This is a genomic window from Bradyrhizobium lablabi (assembly GCF_001440475.1).
GTDB classification, from domain to species: domain Bacteria; phylum Pseudomonadota; class Alphaproteobacteria; order Rhizobiales; family Xanthobacteraceae; genus Bradyrhizobium; species Bradyrhizobium lablabi.
In genome coordinates this window covers 280,913-301,358 of record NZ_LLYB01000060.1, presented here as the reverse complement: position 1 = coordinate 301,358, position 20,446 = coordinate 280,913, and the positions used below count along the sequence as shown (strand labels likewise).

The window sequence follows — 20,446 nt, the reverse complement described above, 5'->3', positions numbered from 1 at the left end:
CGCTCATGCTCGCGCTTCGGCGGGTTCTGCGCGGGTCGCGAGCGTATTCTCCATCCTTGCCAGCAGGGTCATCAGGAATGAAATGAAGAGCAGACCGCTGAGAAACAACAACCCGCCATAGGCACCACCGGCCCAATCCTTGATGACGCCGATTGTATAAGGACCGACGAATCCGCCGAGATTGCCGATCGAATTGATCGCAGCAATTGAAACCGCGGCGGTGGAGCGGCTGAGAAACAGGCCAGGCAGCGACCAGAACGGCGACTTGAAAGCGTAGAGCCCGGCGAGCGCAAACGAGATCAATGCCATGGCGATCACCGGCTGCAGCACCAGCCCGGTCAGCGCCAGTGCGACCGCAGCGCATAGCAACGGAAAGGCGGAGTGCTTCTGCCGCTCGCCGGTGCGGTCGGAATTGCGCGACCACAGCACCATCGCCACCGTCGCGAAGGCGTAGGGGAACATCGCGACCAGGCCGACCTCAAAATTGGTCAACGATCCCGCAAATCCCTTGATGATCTGCGGCATCCAGAGGCCGATGCCGAGATTGCCGACCTGATAGATGAAATAGATCGCCGACAAAAACAGCACCTTCGGATTGGTAATCGCGGCGATCACCCCGAGATGTTCGACGTTGGTGCGGGCCTCATGATCCCTACGCAATTCTCCCGAAAGCCAGTCACGTTCTTCCGCGGTCAGCCATTTGGCCTGCTCGGGGCGATCGGTCATGATGAAATAGTTCACGACACCGGCAAGCACCGCCGGCGCGCCTTCGAGCAGCAGCATCCATCGCCAGCCGCTGAGGCCAAAGCCCGAACCGTGATCCATGATCCAGGTGCTGAGTGGCGCACCCAACAGGTAGGACACCGGAATCGCCGCGGTGAACAGCGCGACGGTGGTGGCCTGTTCCTTGGCCCTGAACCAATAGGTCAGATAGATGATGATGCCGGGAAAGAAGCCGGCTTCGGCGACACCGAGCAGGAAGCGCAGGATGTATAACTGGGTCGCCGTCTGAACGAAGGCGGTACCGACGGCGACCAGTCCCCAGGTGATCAGGATGCGCGAGATCCAGATCCGCGCACCGTATTTGTTGAGGGCGACGTTGCTCGGCACCTCGAACAGAAAATAGCCGATGAAGAAGATCCCCGGGGCGAAGCCGAACGCCTCGCTGGTCAGCGCCAGCTCCTTGTTCATCTGCAGCGCCGCGTAGCCGATATTGGCGCGGTCGAGATAGGAGATCACGTAGAGAACGAAGCAATAGGGAACGATGCGCCAGAACACCTTGCGCGTGGCGGATCGCTCGACTGCTGATGTCGTGCCGGACATGCGGCGCCTCCCAACGGCGTTGTTATGGACGCGCGGCTCAACGCCCAAGCGGCTTATGGGGAGCCAAATCGCATTTTATAAAATAAAATGTAATACTGAATTTTGCCGGTCAGACCTGCGGTATCTTGATCAGGCCGGCGCCTTCGATGTGAACGCGGAGGAAATCCGCCGCCTCCTGCCGCAGGCCCTTCTCGAGCAATGTCAGAATGTTGATGTGCTCACGACACTGCAGCGGCAGCCGGCTGCGATCCACCGTGATGTGGTATTCCACCAGCCGGCGCAGCCGATTGACCCGCTTCAAGGCGTCGAGAAAGAACGGATTGCCGGAGCAGCCGACCAGCATTTCGTGGAACTCGGAATTGGCGGCAAAGATTTCGGAACGCGATGCACGCTTGTAGCCACCGTCGAGCAGCCACTGCTGCTTCTCGCGTGCTGCCGCGAACGCCGCACGATCGATCTGGAAACCCGGCAGCAGCACCGCCTGCGGCTCCAGGGCGACCCTCAATTGGTATCCGTGCTGGTAGCTCTCCTTGGAGGTCAGAAGCTGCCCAAAGGCCCATCCATTGCCGGGAAGGCGCTCAATCCAGCCTTCCTCGGCTATTTTCGTTAGAATCTTCAGCAGCCGCGTTCGCGACAATCCATAGCGCCGGATCAACTCGTTCTCACTGACGCGATCAGGAAGTTTCCCGGCGAGGCGATCTTCGGCGATCGCAAAATACCACTCGTCTTCGTTCTCCGGCTCCATCGCCTCGGCGCTTGCCGCAACGTCGGGAAGCTCGTCGGCCCCTTTCACCAGGAAGAAGCCGCGATTGGGCTCCGAGCGCACGACCTTCATGTCTTCGAGCATTTGCAGGGCGGCGCCGATCGGCGCGCGTGAGACCCGCAAGGCATCGGCGAGGGTCTGGCTGGGCAGGTGCTGGTCAGGCTGAAGATCATTGGCCCGGATATAATCCAGGATCCGCGACGTGAGCTGGGCCGCAAGGTTGGGACGTGGCATTCGGCGCCTCTGCTTTCAGTCCGATCCAAGGCCTGTTTTGGCGCGGAACATCCCGCGCCGGCAAGCCGAAACCATCCGGCATTGCCTCTCGCCCACAATTGTGTTTTAGACTATAAAAAGCAATATGGGAGGAAGACGTGGGGAGCAGATCATCGCCCGACGGCAGCATAACGCCGGCCCCTGCCGCAGCGTCCAGAATATCCCGCCGCAAGCTTGCCCATCTCGCCGCCGCCGGTGCTTTTGCAGCGGTGATGTCAGGCCACAAATCCACAGCTCAAGACCGCAGCAAATCAGAGGACCGGAGCATGCCCGAAGGTTCAGCTTCTTTCGTCTATGTCGGCGCGCGCACAACGAAAGGACGGAACGCCCGCGGCAATGGACTCAACGTCTACCGCATGGACAACGCGAGCGGCGGCTGGACGCATGTCCAGCTTCTTGCCGACCTCGTCAACCCGTCGTTCCTGACGTTCGATCGCTCGCGCCGTTTTCTCTACACGGTGCATGGCGATCTGAGCGACATCACCGCCATGGGCATCGACAAGCAAAGCGGCATGCTGCGCGTCATCAACCGGCAAAGCACCCAAGGCAAGAACCCGGTGCACCTCGCGATCGATCCGACCAACCGGCATGTCATCGTCGCCAACCACATCACCTCGACGCTCGCGGTGCTGCCCCGTCGCGAGGACGGATCGCTCGGCGAAGTATCCGATCTCGTCAAGCTCGAGGGAAAGATCGGGCCCCACCGCGTCGAGCAACCGTTCGCAAAGCCGCACCAGGTCGAATTCGACCCGTCCGGCCGCTTCATCATCGTGCCCGACAAGGGCCTCGATCAGGTCTTCACCTATGCTCTGGATGCGGAGAAGGGAAAGCTGCAACTCGTGAGTTCGGCCGCGGCGCGCGAGGGCTCCGGGCCACGCCATGTCGCCTTCGATCCGGGCGGCCGTTTCGCCTACGTCGTCAATGAACTCGACTCGACGGTCACGTCCTACCGCTTCGATCCCACGAGTGGCGCGCTTGCAGCTTTCCAGGTGATTTCGGCACTGCCCGAAAGCTTCACCGGGAACAGCCGCGCTTCGGAAATCGCGATATCGGCGGATGGACGGTTCGTCTACGCCTCAAACCGCGGCTATGACAGCGTCGCCGTGCTCGAGCGGGATTTGCAAACGGGCCGGCTTCGCACCATTGCCTGCCCGCCCAGCGAAGGAAAGACGCCGCGCTTTTTTGCCATCCATCCATCGCAGCGCTTTGTCTACGTGGCGAATGAGGACAGCGACACCATCAAAATGTTCCGCGTCGAAATCGGCAAAGGCACAATCGTTGCGACCGACACGGTCGTGCAGATCGGAAGCCCGGTCTGCATCGTGTTCAGCCAGTCCGCGTGAGCGATTGACGCGGCTTGTTGGCGGCAGTCAGGCCGGCAGCGAGACGAGGCTCACCGAGCCGTCGCAGCTCGCCTGGTAGTTCTTCAAGGCGAGGCGCACGTCGTCGGGCAACGCAATCGATTTGTGATCCACCAGCGAGGTCGTCACGGTCACGAAGGTCGCGCGTACGCACTCAGCGCCATCCTTGAACGCGTGAACCGTGAGTTTGACCGAGGTACGTCCAATCTCGCGCACGATCACCGCGACGTCGAGAACCTCGCCCATCCTGCTTGGTGTGGCGAAATCCGCCGAGACGTGAGCATAGCCAAGGCCGGTCCGCCGCGTTCCGACCAGCTCATGGTAGGGCAGTCCCAGCGCCTCGCCGTACCAATCCTCGATCACGCCGTTGAACAGATTGAGATATTCCGGCGTGTAGACGATTCCGGCCGGATCGCAGGAGCCGAAGCGCACCGGCAGGCACGTGCGCCAGATGCCATCAGGCAGTTCGGAGAGCGTCAGGGGTTCAAAACGGGCCATGCATGGGCTCATTTAGTTTAGGCATAAAGTATTTTCTATATCGCCGCCGGCCTGTAAAGTCGAGCATTGAAGTTCAGCGTATGCCGCGTCCCGCTTGCCCCGCGACGGCATCCTCCGTTACGGTCGCAGACGCTGCAAACCGTCCGGCCCCGAGAGTGGTATCGTTCGGCCTTCTTGTGCCGAGAGTTGATTTGGCCCTAAAGGAATTGCAGGCCGGAACCTTTGATGCCGGTCCGCACGGCTGCGCAACGGAACGTCGGGAGATATGAAGTGATGGCCGGCAAGGAGCCCGCGCTGATCGACGAGGAGAACATCATCGGCGAGGACGCGGATAACCGCGCCCAGGTCAGGGTATGGCTGCGCCTGCTGGCCTGTACGTCGTTGATCGGCGCCGAGCTTCGGCGCCAGTTCCGCGAAGAGTTCGACTTCACGATGCCGCGTTTTGACGTGCTGGCGCAGCTCGATCGCGAGCCTGTCGGACTGGTGCTGGGTGAACTGCCAAAGCGCCTGATGGTCACGGCCGGAAATCTGACGCCAATCGTGGACCGCCTGGTCGAAGACGGCCTTATCACGCGGTCGCCCTCGCCGCTCGACCGCCGCGTGCAGATCGTCTGCATGACGGCCGAAGGCCGGAGGGCGTTCAGACGGATGGCGAAGAAGCACAGCCTGTGGCTGGCTTCGCTGCTTGCCGAATTTCCGAAAGCGCGGCTCGACGGATTGGTCAAGGAGCTCGACGACCTGAAGAACGCCGTGAAGCGCGCAACGGAAGAAGCCCGCGCCTGAACCTATTGTTTGAGCATGATCCTTTCGGAAAACCGGTATCCACTTTTCCGGATCATGCTCTAGCGGCGCGGCTCGTATCCGGCAGCGTCGCGATCCCAGGTGTCAGGCGTCCTGCCGGCCTCACGCAGCGCGACCTTTCGTATCTTGCCGTTCTCGGTCAGCGGCATCTCGCTGACGATGCGGACAAATCGCGGAACCGCGAAATAGGCCATCTTGCCCTCGCAGTGCCGGACGACATCGATTGGCTCGAGCGCATGGCCGGCTTCGAGCTGGATCGCCGCCGCAACCTCGTCTTCGCCGAGTTCGGATGGCAGTGGATAGATCGCGCAAGCCGCAATCGCCGGATGCTTCAGCAGTACCTGTTCCACCTCCCAGGATGAAACGTTCTCGCCGCGCCGGCGGATGGAATCCTTCATCCGGTCGACGAAACGATAGTGGCCATCCGCATCGCGCACGACACGGTCGCCGGTGTGAAACCACCGATTGCGCCAAGCCTCCGCCGTCTTGTCTGGCATCTCGAAATATCCGGTCGCGAACGCTAGCAGCTCGCCGGCGCGCAGCAGCAGTTCGCCGGCCTCGCCGTCGGGCAGCGGCTCGTCGTCGGGACCAGCGATGCAGGCCTCAACGCCCTCAGCGAGATAGCCCATGGTGCCGGGACGATCGGACGGGATCGTGCCGGCGAATACGAAATTCGTTTCGGTCGAGCCGTAGCCGTCGAGCAGCGGCACGCCGAAGCGTTCGAGAAACGGACCATGAAACTGGCCGGGGACGCCGCCACCGAGCGCGACACGCACGAAATGCGCGGTGTCGTTCGCCGATGGGGGTTGTGCCAGCAGCATCACGGCCATCGCACCGAGGAGATAGCCGACGGTCGCCTGATGCCGCCGCGCCGCCGCCCAGAAACCGGAGGCGGAGAATTTCGGCTCGAGCACATAGGTGCAGCCGTTCAGGAGCGCCTGATAGAACGCGTTCAGCGCGTTGGTGTGAAACAGGGGCAGCGTCGTGAACAGCACATCGCCTTCGACGATCCCGAGCGCCCGCGCCGAATAGACGCCCCACCAGAACATCTGCGCCTGCGGGCAGCAGACGCCCTTGGAGGGACCGGTCGTGCCCGACGTATAGAGGATCGCGACCGTATCGTCCGGCCGCACCGGCGCGGGCGGGGCCGCCTCGCCGAGCGCTGGCAACGGCGAGGTCGATCCCGGCAGCGCGCCGTCTTCGCCAATGGTCCAGACAAGATCCGGCGGCGCGACGTCGCTCTCCAGCGTTTCGATGGCTGGCATGAAGCACGCCTCGATGGCCAGCAGCTTCGGCGTCGAGTTGCGCAGGATGTGGCTGAGCTGGATGCCGCGGAGCGCGGTATTGATCGGCACGGTCACGGCACCCATCCAGGCGCAGCCGAGATAGATTTCCAAAAATTCCGGCCGGTTCGAGCACATCAGCGCGACCCGGTCGCCGGCGCGAATTCCGGCCCTTGTCAGGCGGCCAGCCGATGCAGCGGCGATCGAAGCCGTTTCGGCGAAGCTCCAGCGTGTTTCGCCGAAGACGAACAGTGTGCGATCGCGATATTGCGCGGCCTGCCGTGTCAAAATGGTCGAGAGAATCCGGTCCGCCGGCGGGAAACGCCCGGCCGCCTGCGGCCAGATCGAGCCGCCCCGCCGCTGCCCGGCCGCGCTGCCACTACCTGCCTGCATCCGCACCTCCAAGGGCAACTTCCAAGTTCAACTTCAAGCCCAATCTTCGAGCTTCGCCGGGCTGGTCTGCGATAGATCGCACTTGGCCGGCAAGATAGTTTAGGCTTAAAGTATTCGGCGAAGACCGCCGCAGCAAGGGCTGCGTTGCGGACTTCCGGCCTCTACCCGTGCGGCGACAGGAAATGAACAGGAGCGATGTCCGCAATGAGCCTCGACACTCCCTATCGATCGCCATCCGACGCCTTCGCAGCCTCGGCCACGAGACGGCCAGACGCGCCGTTCCTGCTGGCGCCCGCGAGTGCGCAACTGCCCTACGCACCGGAAGGATTCAGGATCGAATATGGCGCGTTCAAGACCGAGGTCGATCGGCTTCAGGCCGAATACGCGGCCGCCGGCTATGGACGCGGCGCGCGGGTCGCCTTGCTGCTGGAAAACCGCCCGGTCTTTTTCCTGCATTGGCTCGCGCTCAATGCGCTCGGGGTTTCGATCGTTCCGATCAACCCGGACGTCCGCCCCGACGAGCTGTCGTTCCAGCTTGAGCTGTCGCAGGCGGACCTGCTGGTGGCAACGCCCGATCGCATCCATGTGACCAAGGATGCCACGCTCGGCCGCGCCCGCCTGATCGATACCGATAGCCGCATTCCGCCATGCCAGACTGATGTCGCCGCCCAAAGCCCCGAGTTCAACGGCGAATGCGCGCTGCTGTTCACGTCAGGCAGCACCGGCAAGCCGAAGGGCTGCATGCTCTCGAACCGTTATTTCCTGCAGGTCGCCGACTGGTATCTCGGGCAGGGCGGCGTCGCCGAACTGCAGCCGGACCGCGAAATCAACCTGACGCCGCTGCCGATGTTTCACATGAACGCGCTCGGCTGCAGCGCAGTCGGCATGATGGTGCTCGGCGGCGCCGTGGTGCCGCTCGACCGCTTTCATGCCAATCGCTGGTGGCAGTGCGTGGCCGACAGCGGCGCCACCGTCGTGCATTGTCTCGGCGTCATCCCCGCCATCCTGCTGCAATTGCCGGTGACCGAGGTCGAACGGCAGCATCGCGTGCGCTTCGCGTTCGCGCCCGGCGTCGATGTCCGCCACCGCGCCACCTTCGAGGAGCGTTACCGCATCCCGATCGTCGAGGCGTGGGCGATGACCGAGACCGGCGGCGCGGCGGCCACCACCACGTCGCGCGAGCCGGCAGGCTTTGACGCGCGATGCGTCGGCCGGCCGTCTCAAGGCATGGAGTATCGCCTCGTCGACGATCAGGGCGCCGATGTCACACTCGGCAAACCCGGCGAATTGCTGGTCCGCGCCAAAGGCAATGATAGCCGGGCCGGATTCTTCAGCGGCTACCTGAAGGACGAAGAAGCCACCGAAGCGGCATGGCAAGGTGGCTGGTTCCACACCGGCGACCTCGTCTTCGCCGACCAGGACGGGCTGATGTACTTCTTCGATCGCAAGAAGACCATTGTACGGCGCAGCGGCGAGAACATCGGCGTGCTCGAGGTCGAAAGCGCGCTCCACATGGACACTCGCATCGGCGGATGCGCGGTAACGCCGGTTCCCGACGACATCCGCGGCGAGGAAGTTTTTGCGTTCATCGTGCCGAACGCAAAGGTCGACGATGCTGCGGAACTCGCTGCCTCGATCGTCAGGACCTGCGCCGAGCGCCTCGCCTATCACAAGGTGCCCGGTTACATCGCCATCGTCGATGAACTTCCGCTGTCATCGACGCGCAAACTCGCCCGGGGCGAGATCAAGACGCTGGCAGCAGAAGCCGTCAGCGCCAAGCGCGCGATCGACATGCGAGCGCTCAAGGCGAAGCTGCGCCACGGCTGAGCTGCTGCTATCACGGCAGCAGCTTGTATTTGCCGTTTTCGATCTGGACCAGGATACGTGCGCGGTCATCGACGCCGTGACGATCGGCCGGCGTGTAGCTGTAGATGCCGTGCGCGCCGACCACATCCTTGGTCGTGAACAGCGCCTCGCGCAGCGCGTTGCGGAAGGCGGGCGTGCCGGGCGCTGCACCCGTCGCCTTGGCGCGCTTGGCGGCATCCATGAACACCAGCCAGCCATCGAACGCATAGGGCGAAAACGCATCGGCCGGCGCCTCGCCATTGGCCTTCTCGTAGGCGGCGCGGAACGCGAGAACGACCTTGCGGATCGGATTGCTCTCGGGAAGCTGTTCGCCCGCCGTCACCGGGCCGGTCGGGCAGATGATGCCCTCGGCCGATTTGCCAGCCAGCCGCAGGAAATCGGCGCTAATCATGCCGTGATTGCCGTAGAGCGGCCCCTTGTATCCGCGCTCCGCCAGCGCAATCACCGGCAGCGCGCCGGGCGTTCCGGTGCCGCCCAGCATGATCGCATCGGGACGCAAGGAGACCGCGCGCAACACCTGCGCGGTGACCGAGTTATCCGAACGCGCATAGCGCTCATTCGCGATCACCTTGATCCCGGCCTTCTCGGCGCTTTGCAGCAGCGAATTGTACATCAGGTCGCCGAAAGCGTCGGAGAAGCCGATGAAGGCCACGGTCTTCACGTTACGGCTCTTCATGTGATCGACGATGCCCTGAACGAGCAGCGGCGTCGGCTGCGGCGTCTGCACCACCCACGGCCCACCCTCCCCGGCCGGCACCGGCGCGATCGGGGAGACCGCGACCATCGGCACTTTCATCTCGATCGCCGCAGTCGCCATCGCCAGCGTCTGCGGCGCGCCTGATGTGCCGATCAGGAAGTCGACCTTTTCCTGCTCGACCAGCTTCCGCGCGTTGCGCGTCGACGCGGCGGGATCCGAGCCGTCATCGAGCTGGATGACGCGGACTTTCTCGCCATCGATCTCGCCGAGATAGGCCTGGCCCGCGGCCAATCCCTTCGCGTTGGGCACGCCGATCGAGGACACGGGTCCGCTCAGGCCGGTGACGAAACCGACGAGAATTTCAGCACGTGCCGGGACCATGGCACCCAGCAAGAGGGCGGCACCGATCAACAAGGTCTTTTTGTTTTTCATGATCTCACTCGATGTGGACGAAAGAACTCAACCCTGCCCGGGCACCAGCGCAAGGACACGCAGCGGACTGCCGGAGCCGTTCTGGATTTTCAGCGGCGCGGCGACGATCACCGCGCCGATCGGTGGGAGCTGATCAAGATTGCACAGGCATTGCAGGCCGTAACGCCCGCCGCCGTGCAGGAAATGATGCGCCGGATAGGGCGGATCGAGATGGCCGGCCTGGCCGGCATCGGTCCCGATCGTCTCGGTGCCAAAGCCGATGACGCCACGCTCCTCGACCAGCCAGCGCATCACGGCAGCATCGGGCCCGGGCGTATGCGCGCCGTCGTCTTTCAGGTTAGCGTAGTCGCGCCAGCCTTTCTTCGACCAGTCGGTGCGCAGCAACACCCAATGGCGTTCGGGAATCCGTCCGTGGCTTTTTTCCCAGGCCTCGACAACCGGGATTGTCAAAAGGAAATCCGCATCCTTTGCGGCCTCTGCCGAACAATCGATCACGCAGGCCGGCGCGATCATGTCGCGCACCGGCAGCGTGTCGACCGAATTGTTCGGCAGGTCCTTGCCGGTGAACCAGTGGATCGGCGCGTCGAAATGCGTGCCGGTGTGTTCGCCGAAAGTCAGGTTGTTCCAGTACCAGGCGGGACCACTCGCATCGTAGCGCGAAATCTGCTGGATGCGGACCGGCGCGGCCTGGCCGAATTCCGGCGGCAGCACGATGACCGGAAAATCGGGACTGAGCGTAAAGGTCAGATCGACGACGCTTACCGCGCCGGATGCAACCGCGCCGGCAAATTGCATGAGACTGTTGCTGTCCATTGGCTTCTCCCGCTTTCACTCGTCTATGCCCCAAGTTCACGCTCGACCGCCTTGGGATTGGCCGCAAGGCGCTGGCGAATGTCCTCGGCGACATCGCCCACGAACACATCTTCAAGGCCGCGCTTGAGCGCCGACACGATCGCATTCGCCACCGCGCGTGGCGCCACCTTCGGCGGCGGCACCGTCTGGAACCATTCGATATCGAGCGGGCCCGTGAACACGTTCACCACCTTGACGCCGCCCGGCCGAAGCTCCGCGCGCAAGGAGTGCGACAACGAAAGCGCGGCTGCCTGCGACGCCGAATACGCGCCGAACATTGGCCAGTTCGCCAGCGCATAGACCGACAGGATATTGACCCAGGCGGCGGCGCTGTTGACGCCATCGGAGCCCCGCATCCGCATCGCCGGCCCGAACGCCTGCGCCAGATGCACGAAGCCGAGATAGGTCTGGTCGATCTCGTCGCGCACGACGCTGGTGCCCTGACGATCGAGCAGCCCACCGGAGCGAACATGCTCAGTGGTGTTGACGAGGATATCGACCTTGCCGCCGATATCGGCCGCCAGATCGGCGACGGACTTCTCGTCGCCGATATCGAGCGGGACGATCTGGACGCCCTCCAGCCCGCGCAACGTTTCCTCGCCGCGGAACGGCTTCCACGGCTCGGCGACGCCGACAAACACGATCGATGCGCCGGCCGCCTTCAACGCGGCCACCACTTCCTGGCCGACGATGCTCCGCCCGTTCGTCACCAGAGCGCGCCGGAATTTCGGATCGGCGGTCATCTCACGCCACTGCCTGTCATCCGCCATGTTGGAGGTCTCCCGTTCGGGATGGGCGAAGGCCACGGCCTGCCCGCTCTTGTCCAGTTGAAACGACATCACGACCGGCTTGCCCTTTTCGCAATTGGCATGCAGGTGCGTCACCAGTTTCGGCCCGCATTCCATCGCGACGAGGCCGACGCGCCACGGCGCGCGTTCGCGGAAGTGCACGTCGGCCGGAATGTGCAGCGTGGTTTCGGACAGCAGCGTGCCGCGCCGCGGCGCGTCGGTGAAGACGAGATCGGCGGAAAGGCACGCCGGACAGGCGTCGCGCGCCGGATAGCAGAATGTTTCGCAGGCGCCGCAGCGCTGCAGCATGAAGCGTCCTTCGGCGGCGGCCCGCGTAAAGCCATGCGACGCGCGGCTGCGTGCGCGCGGCGGCGACGTCGGCAGCCGCGTGCGTAGCAGCGGATTCTTCCGGCGCGGCTTTGCGATCGGTTCGATCATGCGCCCGCTCCCGCGAGGATCGCCGCGCCCGAGGCGAGGCCACGATCATAATTGATCATTCCAAAGCCCGACGCCAACCCGATGCGCGCATGCTTCACCTGCGTTGGACCCGCCTGCCCAAGTACCTGTCGCATCGCCTCGACCACCCCGAGATAGGCGCCGCCCGCGCCGGCCTGCCCGACCGATAGCTGCCCGCCGGAGGTGTTGTGCGGGAAGCTGCCGTCGATCGTGAGATCATGCTGCCGCACAAAGTCCGGCCCTTCGCCCTTCTTGCAGAAGCCGAGGTCCTCGAACTGCATCATCGAGATCACGGGATAATCGTCATAGGTCTGGACGAAATCGAGATCGTCAGGCTTGACGCCAGCCATCGCGTAGAGCTCGTCGACGTCCATCGCCCAGCCGCCCCGCACCTGAACGGGATCGTCGCCGAACGCATTGTGGCGCTCGATGGTGGCGAGGATCTTGACGGCGGGCAGTTTCAGCGATGCGGCGACGTCTTCGCTCATGACGAGGAAGGCTTCCGCGCCGGCGCACGGCATCACGCAGTCGAACAGATGGATCGGATCAGCAATCGGCCGCGCCAACATGTATTGCTCGATCGTCAACGGCGTCTTCATCAGGGCATGGGGATTGCGAAGCGCGTTGCTGCGCTGGGCGACGGCGATCTTGCCAAAATCTTCGCGCTTTGCACCGAACGTCCCCATGTAGTTGCGCGCGATCAGCGCAAAGCTCGCATTGGCGCCGCCGGCGCCATAGGGATAGACGGCGTCCTGGTTGAAGCGCGAAAAATTCTCCAGCGTGTAGCGGAAGGAATCGACATGGTTGGTGTCGCCGGCGACACAGGCCACGATGCGCGCGTCACCCGCCTGCACCGCCCGCGCCGCGCGGCGGAGCGCGGCAATCGCGCTGGCGCCGCCGAGCGGAATGGTGTCGACCCAGCGCACGCACAGGCCGAAATGCTGGGTAAGCCCGATGCCGCTATCAAGCCCCGCCGTGAAACTCGAAACGCAGAAGCCGTCGATGTCGCGCGGCGTGATGCCGGCACCATCGACCAGCGCCTTCAGCGCGCGACCCATCCACCATTGCGCGCTCTCGATGGAGTAGCGCACGTAGGGGATCGTCACCGGAACTGCCATCACGACCCGGTCGTAAGGTGTGCGGATGGAGTTCTGCATCGGACCGCCGGTTCCTGTGAGCCGTTCAGAGCACGGTCAGCTTGACGTCGATATTGCCGCGCGTTGCGTTGGAATAAGGGCAGCGCTCATGCGCGCCGGCAACGACTTCTTCGGCCACGGATTTCTCCAGCCCGGGGAGTTCCACCCTGAGCTCGACCGTCAGCGCGTAGCCGACCGCGACCGGCCCCATACCGACCTTGGCGGTGACGGTCGGTTCCGCCGACGGCGTGATCTTGCGCGTGCGCGCGACGAGCTTTACGGCGCCGAGGAAGCACGCGGCATAGCCCGCAGCAAAAAGCTGCTCGGGATTGGTGCCCGGCCCGCCCGGACCACCCAATGATTTCGGCAGCGACAGCGCCACCGACAACAGCCCGTCGTCGCTCGCGGCCTTGCCGTCGCGGCCGCCGGTTGCCGTCACCTCGGCTTCATACAGAATCTTGTCTGGCTGCAGCATGTCCTATCCCTGGGGTTTGTCGGCTTGCCTGCGCGCGACGATGGCGCGGAAATCCTGGCGGGCACGGTCATTGGCCAACGCAAAACTCGGCCCACGGCTCGGTTCGGTGCCGTTGAGGCGCTGCAATTGCACCCACATCTCGGCGCTCTTCAGTGCGACCGCCGCGCAGTTCACCACGGGTGCATGACCGATCTTGAAACCATGCTCGCTCGCAATCAGGAGACCAGGCAACACGCCGGCCGGGATGATGACATCGGCGCCGCGATCGACCAGCGGCTGCGCGCACGCCGTAAAGTCGCTCAGCATGCGCTCCCTTGCCGCGGCATCGCCCGCGAACGCTGCGCTGAAATCTTCGGGGCGGCAACCCATGCCGGTGACATGCACCACGCGGCCGGAAAGTCCGTAACGATCGGCCTGCTCGTAATGCCAAACCTCGAAAGCGCTATCGAGCGTGACAAGGCCAAGGCGACGGCCAAGCTGCGAGGCCGCCAGCAGCGTCGCCTCGCCGGCGCCGACCACCGGGATCGTCAGCGCCGAGCGCAGTTCGTACAATCCCGGATCCTGGAAGTGGCCCATGACATAGGCATCGAAGCCGTTCTCCTGCGCCGCGAGGCCATTATCGACGGCCTGGATCGCGCAGCGGAATTCGGCCAATCGGCCGAAGTCGCGATCGGCGGGCGTGATGCCCTCGACATGAACACTGGTGCCGGGTGCTGCGATCTCGTTCAGATAGGCCGCCAGCCGCGCCATATAGGGCGCGCTCGTAGCCTGGTCGACGAAGCTCTGCCAGAAGATGCGCACAGCGGATATCCTGTTCACAGGCGAAGTGTGCGGAGCCTCGCCCCCCGCGGCACGAGGGTAACGATACGCACACGCCAGTCGTTGCAGAGGCGCATCATGGAGTGGCGCCATCCCATCGACTGAAATATTTCAACCACAAAATAATTTTGGCGTCAATTGAACCGCGCGCAGGCGCGCGCTGCGCACGACAGGATCGGTTTGCCGAAAGGACAGGCAGGTTGCGCCTTACCCTTTTGCATAAGCGAATTCGGCTCTCGCGGAGGCTCGCAGTGCCGTAAATTTTTTCCGCGGGGCGCGAATCTGGCGTATTGACCTGCCGCCAAGAAATACTTTAGGCTTTAAACAATTGACAGGGAGTGGGCGCCGCCGTGCACAGATGCACGTCGCGCTGATGGTTGCGTTGATAAAGGTTCTTCAATCGTGGCTGAGATCATCGACCTCGGGACAGCGCGTGCTACGGGCGGGTTCGCATCCGCCGCGGCTGGCCCCGCCGTTTCAGATCTTGGCCGTCTAAGTCTTGGCCGCCGCGGCGACGAAGTCGCGGACTATTCCGGCAAAAGCCTCCGGCATCTGATCGGGAAGCGGCACCATGCCTCCTGAGAGCTCGCGCAAGACACTGCCCTTGATCGCTCCAGCAACCTTTGGAGCCACCGGATGAACGTGCGGATCGCCTGTCGGAGCAATGACCAGCGTGGGACACTGGATGCTTCCCAGACGATCCTCCATCCGATAGCGATTCACCACCCGGTGGCCTTCCGCCGCCATCTCGCCGGCTCGCAGGGCGTCGATCATGAAGCGCTGCAGCAGATCGGTATCATCAGCGGGATAGAACGGCTGCCGGCGCGCCCAGAGCTCGGTGAGATGGGAGCCGTCGGTACGCGTCTCGACATCATCGATCACCCGCATACCGTGGTGTTTGGCCCGGCGCGCCGCATCGACGAACGGACAGGCCGAGAGCACCAGGGCGCTCACGCGCGCAGGCGCCGAAGCGGCCATCTCCACCGCAATCGCCGCGCCGGTATGATGACCGACGACTGCGGCGCGCGGCTCATCCAGCGCGTCGAGCAGCGCGAACGCCCCCTGCGCCCACAATTCGATCGAGGGTTCGCCGGCCGGCCGGTCGGAATCCCCGAAGCCGAGCGTGTCCATCGCGATCGCGCGGAAATCGCAGCCGAGCAGCGGCAGCACGTCGCGGTATTCATTCCACGAGCGGGGCGTCTGGTGCAGCAGGAGAACGGGAAAGCCGGTTCCCGCCATGGCGACATGGATGCGCCCAAGAGGCATCGTAACAAAGCGACGCTCGACGCTGGAACTGGTTCTTGTAGCACTCATTTGGTAACTCCCATCCGGATGCAGGCACCAGGGGTCCACGCCTGCTTTCGGCGACAATCGCGGCATCGATCGTGCTGGTCCGACCTCGATCCATGCTGACATCTCGCTCAGGTCGCGGCTGTTTTCAACCAAGGGGAATACAATGCGCAAGATGTTAGGTTTGACTGCCCTCATCGGCGGCCTCGTCGCGGCCTCGACCGCACAGGCCGATATCACGATCGGCTTCGTCACTTCGCTTAGTGGACCCGGCTCCTCGATCGGCATCCCGTATGGCCGCGGTATCCAGGCCGCGATGGAATACAAGAACGAGGTCAATGGCGAGAAGATCAAGCTGATCCAGCTCGACGACGGCTCCGATCCTTCTGCCGCGACCCGCAATGCGCGCAAGCTGATCGAGGAAGAGAAGGTCGACCTCCTGATCGGCACCGCAACCGCCCCATCGACCATCGCGATGCTCGCGGTCGCGACCGAATTGAAGGTGCCGATGATCGCCGTCTCTCCCGTGATCGGGCAGCCGAATCCGGCCGATCAATGGGGCATTTCCGTTCCGCAACCCGCTTCGCTTCTGGTCAAGGTCGTTGCCGACCGGATGAAGCGCGATGCGATGAAGAACATCGGCTATATCGGCTTCTCCGATGCCTGGGGCGATCTCGTCTATAACGGCGCCAAGGCGGTGGAAGCCGAGGACGGCATCAAGGTGCTGACCAACGAGCGTTATGCGCGCGTCGATACCTCGGTCACCGGCCAGATCCTTAAGGTTCTCGCCGTGCGTCCGGATGCCGTGCTGATCGGCGGATCGGGCACGCAGGGCGCGCTGCCGCTGCTGGCGCTCGGCGAGCGCGGCTTCAAGGGCAAAACCTACGGCACCGTTGCGCTGGTCAATCCCGATTTCGTGCGCGTCGGCGGCAAGTCCGCGGAAGGCATCCAGGTTTCTGCCGGTCCTGTCATCGTCGCCGAGCAGCTTCCCGACAGCCACTTTGCCAAGAAGCTGGCGCTTGAATTCCGCGCCGCCTTCCTGAAGGCCAACAATGTCCCGACCACGGACGGCTTCTCGGCCTACTCCTTCGACGGCTGGAGAATCTTTACTTCTGCCGCCGAGCGTGCGCTGAAGACCGCCAAGCCCGGCACCGTCGAATTCCGAAAAGCCCTGCGCGACGAGATCCTCGCCACCAAGGAGCTCTCCGGCGTGCACGCGGTCTACAACTTCAAGCCCGGCGCCTATCACGGCGTGGACGAACGCGCGCTGGTGATCGTCCGCCTCAACAACGGTGCCTGGACCTACGAGCCCTGAGCGATATCGAGGCGTAATACGGAAGGACGGCCGACGGCATGACGGCAGACATCGCAGCGATCCTTGCGATCGACGGAATAGCGACCGGGGCGGTCTACGCCCTCGTCGCGATCGGCACCGTGCTGATCTTCACCGTGACGCGGGTGATTTTCATTCCGTTCGGCGACATTGCCGCCTTCACGGCGCTGACGCTGGCGGCGCTCGACGCCAAGCAGCTTCCCGGCACGGTCGGGCTGGTTGTCGTGCTGGCGTGCATGGCTACCATCATGGACGTCGTCTCGCTGGCGCGTGCCGGCGAGCTTCGCTCCGTTCCGAAGGCGGTGCTCGGCTATCTCGTGTTGCCGCTGATCGTCGTCGGCATCGTCTGGCTGACGATGCGCTTCAATCCGCCGATGCCGGTCCGGATCGTGCTGGCGCTGCTCCTGATCATGCCGATCTCGCCGCTGCTCGACCGGATCGTATTTCGCCCGATCGCGGACGCCTCGGTACTCCTGCTCCTGACGGTCTCGGTCGCGCTGCATTTCGCACTGGTCGGACTCGGCCTGCTGTTCTTCGGCCCCGAAGGCGTCAGGACCGAGCCGCTGACGTCGATGGCGATAGAGATCGCCGGCGTGCACGTTTCCGGACAGACGGTGCTGATCCTCACCGCCGCGCTGGTGTTCAGCGGCCTGCTGTTTGCCTTCTTCGACTTCACGCTGATCGGCAAGGCGCTGCGCGCCACCGCGCTGAACCGGACCGGCGCCCGGCTGATGGGTATCAGGCCGGCACGCGCCGGGACCATCGCCTATCTGCTGGGATCGCTTATGGCGGGCGTATCCGGCGTCCTGATCGCGCCGGTCAACACGATCTTCTATGATTCCGGATTCCTGCTCGGCCTGAAAGCCTTCGTCGGCGCCATCATTGGCGGCATGACGAGCTATCCGGGCGCTGCACTCGGCGCATTCGGCGTTGGCCTTCTCGAAAGCTTCGCCTCATTCCAGAGCAGTACGTTAAAGGACGTCATCGTCTTCTCGCTGCTGATCCCCGTCCTGCTCTGGCGCTCGCTCGCCTCGCAGCATTCCGAAGAGGAAGTCGAGGAATGACCCTGCAGCAGATCCGTCTCGTCATCGCCGCGGCAATCGCCTGCCTCGTCGCGGCGCCGTTCGTGCTCAATCCATTCAGCATCACCTTGCTGAACTATATCGGCATCTACTCGCTGGCGGCCATCGGACTCGCGCTATTGACTGGCGTCGGCGGTATCGTGTCGTTCGGCCAGGCCGCTTTCGTCGGCGTCGCCGCCTACTCGACCGCGTGGGTCACCGCGCTGAACGGCTATTCGCCCTGGCTCGGGCTGGTGCTGGCTGTCGTCCTGACCTGCAGCATCGCGGCAATCCTCGGCTTCGTGACCCTGCGGCTGGGCGGCCATTTCCTGTCGCTGAGCACGGTCGCCTGGGGTCTGGCAATCGCGTTCCTGTTCGGCAACATCAATGGGCTAGGTCAGCACAACGGCATCTCGGGGATTCCGCCGATCTCTATCGGCCCGATCGCTCTGGTCGAGAGCAAACAAATCTATTTCCTGATCTGGGCCATCGTCGTCGCGGTCCTCCTGCTCTGCTACAACCTGCTCGACTCCCGCATCGGCCGCGCGATGCGTGCGCTGCGCGGCGGCAATACGCTGGTCGAAAGCCTCGGGATCAGCGCGTTCCAGATCAAGCTGGTGACATTCGTGATCGCCGCGTTTCTTGGCGCACTGTCGGGCTGGCTCTATGCGCATCTCGGCCGCTTCGTCAGCCCCGGTCCGTTCGAAGCCGGCATGGGTATCGAATATCTGATGATGGCGATGGTCGGCGGCGCCGGCAGCGTACTGGGCGGCGTGGTGGGTGCCGCGATCGTCACACTCCTGAAAAATACCGTGCAGGATTACCTGCCGCTGATCGCCAAGGGTGCGTCCGGCCAACTCGAGATCGTGGCGTTCTCGGCGCTGTTCATCCTGTTCCTGCAACGGGCACGGCAAGGCATCGTCCCGTTCCTCGCAGGCTTTCTACCTGATCTGAAGCAGTCGCGTCCGGAGGTGGCCGAGCCGTTGCCGCTCCGCGACAAACCGGAGCCCGGCACACTTCTTCTTAAGGTGCGCGAAGCGCAGCGGCGATTTGGCGGCCTCGTCGCCGTCAACAATGTCAGCTTCGAAGTTAAATCCGGCGAAATCCTCGGGCTGATCGGGCCGAACGGCGCCGGCAAGACCACGATGTTCAACCTGCTGACGGGGGCGCTGCGCACCAACAGCGGCGAGATCGCGTTCGCAGGCCGCTCGATCACCCGCGATCAGCAATTCCACATCGCCCGCGCCGGCATCTCCCGCACCTTCCAGCACGTCAAGCTGCGCCCGCGCATGACGCTGCTCGACAACGTGCTGCTCGGCACCTATTCGCGCACCAGGACCGGCCTGTTCGCGGGCGCGCTGCGCCTGAACCAGGCGGAAGAAGCCAGCGCCCGCTATGAGGCGCTGATGCAGCTCGAGCGGGTCGGGCTCGGCGACAAGCCGTTCGAGCTAGCCGGCAATTTGCCGCTCGGCAATCAGCGTGTGCTCGAAATCGCCCGCGCGCTCGCCGCCGACCCGACGCTGCTCGTCCTCGACGAGCCGGCGGCCGGCCTGCGTCGGCAGGAGAAGCTGAAGCTTGCGGAACTGTTGCGGTCGCTGCGCGCGGAACACCTGACCATCCTGCTGGTCGAGCACGACATGGAATTCGTGATGTCGCTGGTCGACCGTATCGTCGTGCTCGATTTCGGCTCAAAGCTCTGCGAAGGCGAACCGGCGGCGATCCGCAGCGACGCCCGTGTCCAGGAAGCCTATCTCGGAGGTGTCGCGTGACGCAGATGCTCTCGGTCGAGAATGTGTCGGTCGCCTACGGCAAGGTGGAGGCGGTGCGGAACGTTTCGCTGTCCGTCGAGCAAGGACAGATCGTGACCGTGATCGGCCCCAACGGCGCCGGCAAGACCACGCTGCTGATGGCTGCCATTGGTCTACTGAAATCGACGGGGCGCATGGTGTTTCAGGGCGCCGATCTCGCGAGGATCGACGTCGAGGGCCGCGTCGAGCGCGGCCTGTGCCTCGTGCCGGAAAAGCGCGAGCTGTTCGCCGACATGTCGGTCGCCGACAATCTGCTGCTCGGCACCTACAGCCTGCGCGACCGCTCGACGACTCGCAAAAGCCTCGACGATGTGTTCGACCGTTTTCCACGGCTGAAGGAGCGCAGCAAGCAGGCCGCCGGCACGCTCTCGGGCGGCGAGCGGCAGATGCTGGCGCTCGGCCGCGCGCTGATGGCGAAGCCGAAACTGCTCGTGCTCGATGAACCCAGCCTCGGGCTGGCGCCGCTGATCGTTCGCGAAATCTTCCGAACCATCGCCTCGCTACGGAGCCTCGGCGTATCGGTGCTTCTGGTCGAGCAGAACGCCCGCGCCGCGCTGGAGACCGCGGATTACGGCTATGTGCTGGAAACCGGCGAGATCATTCAGTCCGGCCCGGCGGATACCCTGATCCACGACCCGAAACTGATCGCGGCCTATCTCGGCGGGCATTAGAGCGACCAAGGGCGGGACCAAAATTGCGAAAACAACCCCATGCAAAGTAGAAATGGGGCCTCGCATC

General features: G+C 63.8%; 18 protein-coding genes. 7 read left to right on the top strand and 11 right to left on the bottom strand.

The window, feature by feature from the left end; genetic code table 11:
- Positions 1 to 3: 3 nt before the first annotated feature.
- Both CQ14_RS14300 and CQ14_RS14295 read right to left on the bottom strand, forming a co-directional pair.
- On the bottom strand, positions 4 to 1,323 hold the full coding sequence (locus tag CQ14_RS14300) for an MFS transporter (protein ID WP_057858496.1): 1,320 nt from the start codon (positions 1,321 to 1,323) through the stop codon (positions 4 to 6).
- A gap of 109 nt (positions 1,324 to 1,432) precedes the next feature.
- Complete coding sequence (locus tag CQ14_RS14295; protein ID WP_057858495.1) at positions 1,433 to 2,320, bottom strand: GntR family transcriptional regulator; 888 nt, start codon at positions 2,318 to 2,320, stop codon at positions 1,433 to 1,435.
- 305 nt (positions 2,321 to 2,625) lie between these two features.
- Between CQ14_RS14295 and CQ14_RS14290 the strand changes: the two genes are divergently transcribed.
- A complete protein-coding gene (locus CQ14_RS14290; protein WP_057858494.1) occupies positions 2,626 to 3,702 on the top strand; it encodes a lactonase family protein in 1,077 nt (358 codons plus the stop codon).
- 27 nt (positions 3,703 to 3,729) lie between these two features.
- On the opposite strand, the gene CQ14_RS14285 is transcribed toward CQ14_RS14290, so the two are convergent.
- Positions 3,730 to 4,218, bottom strand: coding sequence for an acyl-CoA thioesterase (locus CQ14_RS14285; RefSeq protein ID WP_057858493.1), 489 nt, complete (start codon positions 4,216 to 4,218; stop codon positions 3,730 to 3,732).
- A 225-nt stretch (positions 4,219 to 4,443) separates the two neighbouring features.
- Here CQ14_RS14285 and CQ14_RS14280 point away from each other — a divergent pair, with 225 nt between their 5' ends.
- A complete protein-coding gene (locus CQ14_RS14280) occupies positions 4,444 to 5,001 on the top strand; it encodes a MarR family winged helix-turn-helix transcriptional regulator (protein WP_245320339.1) in 558 nt (185 codons plus the stop codon).
- A 59-nt stretch (positions 5,002 to 5,060) separates the two neighbouring features.
- Here the strand turns inward: CQ14_RS14280 and CQ14_RS14275 are convergent, their stop codons facing one another.
- Positions 5,061 to 6,695, bottom strand: a complete 1,635-nt coding sequence (locus tag CQ14_RS14275; RefSeq protein WP_057858547.1) for an ATP-dependent acyl-CoA ligase — start codon at positions 6,693 to 6,695, stop codon at positions 5,061 to 5,063.
- Between the two features lie 204 nt (positions 6,696 to 6,899).
- On the opposite strand from CQ14_RS14275, the gene CQ14_RS14270 reads away from it, so the two are divergent.
- Positions 6,900 to 8,522, top strand: a complete 1,623-nt coding sequence (locus tag CQ14_RS14270) for an AMP-binding protein (protein ID WP_057858492.1) — start codon at positions 6,900 to 6,902, stop codon at positions 8,520 to 8,522.
- Between the two features lie 10 nt (positions 8,523 to 8,532).
- Here the strand turns inward: CQ14_RS14270 and CQ14_RS14265 are convergent, their stop codons facing one another.
- From CQ14_RS14265 to CQ14_RS14235, 7 genes are all read right to left on the bottom strand, one after another.
- Positions 8,533 to 9,690: an ABC transporter substrate-binding protein gene (locus CQ14_RS14265; RefSeq protein WP_057858491.1), complete on the bottom strand. Its 1,158-nt coding sequence runs from the start codon at positions 9,688 to 9,690 to the stop codon at positions 8,533 to 8,535.
- Between the two features lie 27 nt (positions 9,691 to 9,717).
- The gene (locus CQ14_RS14260; protein WP_057858490.1) at positions 9,718 to 10,503 is read right to left on the bottom strand and encodes a cyclase family protein; all 786 of its coding nucleotides are present in this window, start codon (positions 10,501 to 10,503) and stop codon (positions 9,718 to 9,720) included.
- 23 nt (positions 10,504 to 10,526) lie between these two features.
- Positions 10,527 to 11,768, bottom strand: a complete 1,242-nt coding sequence (locus tag CQ14_RS14255; protein WP_082649852.1) for an SDR family NAD(P)-dependent oxidoreductase — start codon at positions 11,766 to 11,768, stop codon at positions 10,527 to 10,529.
- The gene (locus CQ14_RS14250; RefSeq protein ID WP_057858489.1) at positions 11,765 to 12,943 is read right to left on the bottom strand and encodes a thiolase family protein; all 1,179 of its coding nucleotides are present in this window, start codon (positions 12,941 to 12,943) and stop codon (positions 11,765 to 11,767) included. Before CQ14_RS14250 ends, CQ14_RS14255 begins: the two co-directional genes overlap by 4 nt.
- 25 nt (positions 12,944 to 12,968) lie before the next feature.
- Complete coding sequence (locus CQ14_RS14245; RefSeq protein ID WP_156434969.1) at positions 12,969 to 13,397, bottom strand: organic hydroperoxide resistance protein; 429 nt, start codon at positions 13,395 to 13,397, stop codon at positions 12,969 to 12,971.
- A 3-nt stretch (positions 13,398 to 13,400) separates the two neighbouring features.
- Positions 13,401 to 14,198 carry an aspartate/glutamate racemase family protein gene (locus tag CQ14_RS14240; protein WP_057858488.1) on the bottom strand — a complete coding sequence of 266 codons (798 nt, stop codon included), beginning with the start codon at positions 14,196 to 14,198 and terminating at the stop codon, positions 13,401 to 13,403.
- 510 nt (positions 14,199 to 14,708) lie between these two features.
- Positions 14,709 to 15,530 carry an alpha/beta fold hydrolase gene (locus CQ14_RS14235; RefSeq protein WP_057858487.1) on the bottom strand — a complete coding sequence of 274 codons (822 nt, stop codon included), beginning with the start codon at positions 15,528 to 15,530 and terminating at the stop codon, positions 14,709 to 14,711.
- A gap of 142 nt (positions 15,531 to 15,672) precedes the next feature.
- Between CQ14_RS14235 and CQ14_RS14230 the strand changes: the two genes are divergently transcribed.
- Genes CQ14_RS14230 through CQ14_RS14215 form a run of 4 tightly spaced genes read left to right on the top strand, consistent with a single transcriptional unit; the run spans position 15,673 to position 20,379 of the window.
- On the top strand, positions 15,673 to 16,821 hold the full coding sequence (locus CQ14_RS14230; protein WP_057858486.1) for an ABC transporter substrate-binding protein: 1,149 nt from the start codon (positions 15,673 to 15,675) through the stop codon (positions 16,819 to 16,821).
- A gap of 38 nt (positions 16,822 to 16,859) precedes the next feature.
- On the top strand, positions 16,860 to 17,903 hold the full coding sequence (locus CQ14_RS14225) for a branched-chain amino acid ABC transporter permease (RefSeq protein WP_057858485.1): 1,044 nt from the start codon (positions 16,860 to 16,862) through the stop codon (positions 17,901 to 17,903).
- Positions 17,900 to 19,669, top strand: a complete 1,770-nt coding sequence (locus tag CQ14_RS14220; protein ID WP_057858484.1) for a branched-chain amino acid ABC transporter ATP-binding protein/permease — start codon at positions 17,900 to 17,902, stop codon at positions 19,667 to 19,669. Before CQ14_RS14225 ends, CQ14_RS14220 begins: the two co-directional genes overlap by 4 nt.
- On the top strand, positions 19,666 to 20,379 hold the full coding sequence (locus CQ14_RS14215; RefSeq protein WP_156434967.1) for an ABC transporter ATP-binding protein: 714 nt from the start codon (positions 19,666 to 19,668) through the stop codon (positions 20,377 to 20,379). The genes CQ14_RS14220 and CQ14_RS14215 overlap by 4 nt, the downstream gene beginning before the upstream one ends.
- Positions 20,380 to 20,446: the final 67 nt, after the last annotated feature.

Bases quoted from the DNA above. Each gene is read 5' to 3' on its own strand.
- CQ14_RS14260 (WP_057858490.1), bottom strand. From the start codon at position 10,503: ATGGACAGCAACAGTCTCATGCAATTTGCCGGCGCGGTTGCATCCGGC.
- CQ14_RS14225 (WP_057858485.1), top strand. From the start codon at position 16,860: ATGACGGCAGACATCGCAGCGATCCTTGCGATCGACGGAATAGCGACC.
- CQ14_RS14275 (WP_057858547.1), bottom strand. From the start codon at position 6,695: ATGCAGGCAGGTAGTGGCAGCGCGGCCGGGCAGCGGCGGGGCGGCTCG.
- CQ14_RS14265 (WP_057858491.1), bottom strand. From the start codon at position 9,690: ATGAAAAACAAAAAGACCTTGTTGATCGGTGCCGCCCTCTTGCTGGGT.
- CQ14_RS14255 (WP_082649852.1), bottom strand. From the start codon at position 11,768: ATGATCGAACCGATCGCAAAGCCGCGCCGGAAGAATCCGCTGCTACGC.
- CQ14_RS14285 (WP_057858493.1), bottom strand. From the start codon at position 4,218: ATGGCCCGTTTTGAACCCCTGACGCTCTCCGAACTGCCTGATGGCATC.
- CQ14_RS14245 (WP_156434969.1), bottom strand. From the start codon at position 13,397: ATGCTGCAGCCAGACAAGATTCTGTATGAAGCCGAGGTGACGGCAACC.
- CQ14_RS14290 (WP_057858494.1), top strand. From the start codon at position 2,626: ATGCCCGAAGGTTCAGCTTCTTTCGTCTATGTCGGCGCGCGCACAACG.
- CQ14_RS14280 (WP_245320339.1), top strand. From the start codon at position 4,444: ATGCCGGTCCGCACGGCTGCGCAACGGAACGTCGGGAGATATGAAGTG.
- CQ14_RS14250 (WP_057858489.1), bottom strand. From the start codon at position 12,943: ATGCAGAACTCCATCCGCACACCTTACGACCGGGTCGTGATGGCAGTT.
- CQ14_RS14230 (WP_057858486.1), top strand. From the start codon at position 15,673: ATGCGCAAGATGTTAGGTTTGACTGCCCTCATCGGCGGCCTCGTCGCG.
- CQ14_RS14235 (WP_057858487.1), bottom strand. From the start codon at position 15,530: ATGAGTGCTACAAGAACCAGTTCCAGCGTCGAGCGTCGCTTTGTTACG.
- CQ14_RS14300 (WP_057858496.1), bottom strand. From the start codon at position 1,323: ATGTCCGGCACGACATCAGCAGTCGAGCGATCCGCCACGCGCAAGGTG.
- CQ14_RS14295 (WP_057858495.1), bottom strand. From the start codon at position 2,320: ATGCCACGTCCCAACCTTGCGGCCCAGCTCACGTCGCGGATCCTGGAT.
- CQ14_RS14220 (WP_057858484.1), top strand. From the start codon at position 17,900: ATGACCCTGCAGCAGATCCGTCTCGTCATCGCCGCGGCAATCGCCTGC.
- CQ14_RS14270 (WP_057858492.1), top strand. From the start codon at position 6,900: ATGAGCCTCGACACTCCCTATCGATCGCCATCCGACGCCTTCGCAGCC.